The organism is Mesorhizobium sp. M7D.F.Ca.US.004.03.1.1, assembly GCF_003998635.1.
GTDB lineage: Bacteria > Pseudomonadota > Alphaproteobacteria > Rhizobiales > Rhizobiaceae > Mesorhizobium > Mesorhizobium loti.
In genome coordinates this window covers 1-2,779 of the sequence record NZ_RZQG01000795.1, presented here as the reverse complement: position 1 = coordinate 2,779, position 2,779 = coordinate 1, and the positions used below count along the sequence as shown (strand labels likewise).

The following is a 2,779-nucleotide window of genomic DNA, read 5'->3' as shown; positions in this document are numbered from 1 at the left end:
GCAGCGTGACGCGCCTTGTCACTTGCCACTGGTTGGCGCCGAGCGAGCGGGCCGCCTCTTCCAGCTCCGGCGCGAAGGTCTGCAGCCGCGCCGAGACGACGACGATGACATAGGGCAGCGCCAGCGCGACATGGCCGAGCAGGATCGCATGCAGGCCGCGGCCGATGCCGACGCCGAAGAAGAAGATCAGCATTGCCGTGCCGGTGATCAGCCACGGTATGGCGATCGGCGGAAACAGCAGCGCCTGCAGGAACTTCTTGCCGCGGAACTCATAGCGATAGAGCGCCAACGAAGCCGCCGAGCCGAGCACGACGCAGATGACGGTCGTAATGACGGCGATCTCGACGCTGTTCCAGGTCGCCGCGATCAGCTGGTCGTTCTGCCACAGCGAGGCATACCATTCGGTCGTCCATTCGAACGGCAATTGGTAGAAGGGCGAGACGTTGAACGACATCAGTGCCATGATGATGATGGGCAGATAAAGAAAGGCGAGCAGCAGCAAGATATAGAGGCGGCCGAGCCATTCGAGGATGCGGGTCGTTGCCATCACGCAGCCCTCCGCAGCACCGGCGAGGCAATTGCCAGGATGACCAGCACCACGGCCAGCAGGATGAAGGAGAGCGCAGCACCGAGCGGCCAGTTGAACACCGCGACGAACTGGTCCTCGATGACCGTGCCATAGAAGGTGCCGGTGCGGCCGCCGAGGATGCGCGGCTCCATGAACGAGCCGACGACCGGCACGAAGATCAGCGCCGCGCCCGCGACCAATCCGGGCATCGACAGCGGGATGATCACTCGCTTCAAAACCTGCAGCCGCGATGCGCCAAGCGAGCGCCCGGCCTCGATCAGCGAGTCATCGATCGCCTGCAGCGTGAGATAGCAGGTCAGCACCATGTAGGGCACGTAGGAATGCACCAGCCCGATGATGACGGCGGGATAGGAATACATCAGGTCGATGTTGATCTTGAACGGCAGCATGGCGTTGAGCGCGGTGTCGAGGATGCCGCCTTCGCGCAGCACCATCGCCCAGGAAAAGATGCGCACCAGCCCATTCGACCAGAACGGCAGGATGACGAGCAGGAAGATCGCCTCGCGGCTGCGGCCTTTCAGCACCTTGGCGAGCACGTAAGCGGCGGGATAGCCGATGACGACGCACCACAACGTCACTTCGAGGCCAAGGCGCAGCGAGGCCAGCAGCAGCGTCAGATAAAGGCTTTGCGAGAAGAAGGCGGCATAGTTACCAAGGGTGAATGCCCACGGCTTTCCCGACAGCGGCAGTTCGGTCATGAACGAGAAAAAGACCATGGCGGACAGCGGCAGGAAGATCGCCACCGTCAGCCAGAGATAGGCCGGCGCCAGCAGCGGCAATGCCGATCTCAGCCCGTTTCGCGATGCTGTCGCAGCTGCCATGATACCCTCCTCCCCAGGATTGAAGTGCCAGCCGACGCGAACCGCCGGCTGGCTTGGGTGTCGGCTTTATTTCACGTCGACCTTCAGCTGCTGCCACAGCGCCAGATAGGCTTCGCGCTGCGCGTCGGTGATCGGCGCCTGGAACTGGATGCGCTTGGCCACTTCGGGGTCACCCATGACCTTGCGGTTGAACGCATCCTCGGGCAGCGCTTCCACCGCCTTGGTGTTGGCCGACACTGGAGCGCCGACCTTGGTGACCCATTCGACGTAGAATTTCGGGTCGATCATGTAGTTGATGAAGGCCTCGGCACCGGCGACGTTCTTGGCGCCGACCGGAATGGAAAACGCGTCGAGCCAGGCGACGGCGCCCTCCTGCGGCACGACCAGCGAGACCGGCAGCTTGAAATGCGTCTTGGCGCGATCGGCCGAGCCGCTCCAATAGGTGCCGATGTCGATCTGGTTGGAGGCGACCATCTGGTTCCAGTCGTTCTCCGAGCTCCAGAAGGTCTTGATCTGCGGCATCAGCGAGGTGAGCTTCGCCTTGACCGCATCCATATCCTTGATGTCGTTGATGTTCTGGCCGGTGGCGATGGCGCCGAACTGCACCGCCTCGACGGCGTCGTCGCGAATGACGACACGGCCCTTGTGGGCGGCATCCCACATCTCGGCGATGCTCGTCGGCGGCTTGTCGAAGGATTTGTCGTTGATGGCGAGTGCCGTCAGGCCCCACACCCACGGCACGCCATAGACCTTACCATCATGGACGAGCATCGGCGATCCCGCCTTGTCCTTGCTGATGTCGGCGTAGTTCGGCAATTTGGAGACGTCGATCGGCTGGATCAGCTTGCCGTCCATCGCCTGGTCGTTGAAGGCGGCATTGATCATGACCACGTCGTAGAGGCCGGGATTGGTCCGGATCTTGGTCAGCATTTCCTGTTCGGAATTGAAGAAATCGTTGACGACCTTGTTGCCGGTTGCCTTTTCGAACGCCTCGACGGCCCACGGCTCGTCGGCGCCGTAGCCCTTCCAGTTGAGCACATGCACTTCGTCGGCCTTGGCGGCGAACGCGAGTGCGGAGGTAAAGACGGCGGTCGCCGTCAGCAGAGCAGTCAAGTCAGGCATGCGCATGGTTGGTTCCTCTCTGTGGGTTTGCCCGGTTCCCGGGCTTGTCAGGCTTTCCAGCTGTTATGCATTGGCCTTCTGTGTCCGGCCTGCATCCGACGGGTCGGCGGCATGGCTCAGGAATGTCTGGATTTCGCGGTTCGTCGGCGCCGACGAGCCACCGTGGCGGGTGACCGATATGGCCGCCGCCGCATTGGCATAGCGCGCTACCTCGAAGGGCGGGAGGCCCCGCGCCAGCGCGCTATGC

General features: G+C 62.7%; 3 protein-coding genes and 1 pseudogene. All 4 read right to left on the bottom strand.

The window, feature by feature from the left end:
* Positions 1-547 (bottom strand): ABC transporter permease (locus EN935_RS29960; RefSeq protein ID WP_164771448.1); only part of this gene is annotated, 547 nt, incomplete at its 3' end.
* Positions 547-1,410 (bottom strand): ABC transporter permease, encoded by an 864-nt coding sequence (locus tag EN935_RS29955; RefSeq protein ID WP_109660960.1) that lies wholly within the window; start codon positions 1,408-1,410, stop codon positions 547-549. The genes EN935_RS29960 and EN935_RS29955, both read right to left, overlap by 1 nt.
* Positions 1,411-1,476: 66 nt before the next feature.
* Positions 1,477-2,538, bottom strand: coding sequence for an ABC transporter substrate-binding protein (locus tag EN935_RS29950; protein ID WP_013530805.1), 1,062 nt, complete (start codon positions 2,536-2,538; stop codon positions 1,477-1,479).
* A 57-nt stretch (positions 2,539-2,595) separates the two neighbouring features.
* Positions 2,596-2,779 (bottom strand): annotated as a pseudogene (locus EN935_RS29945) (ribokinase); the annotation flags it as partial.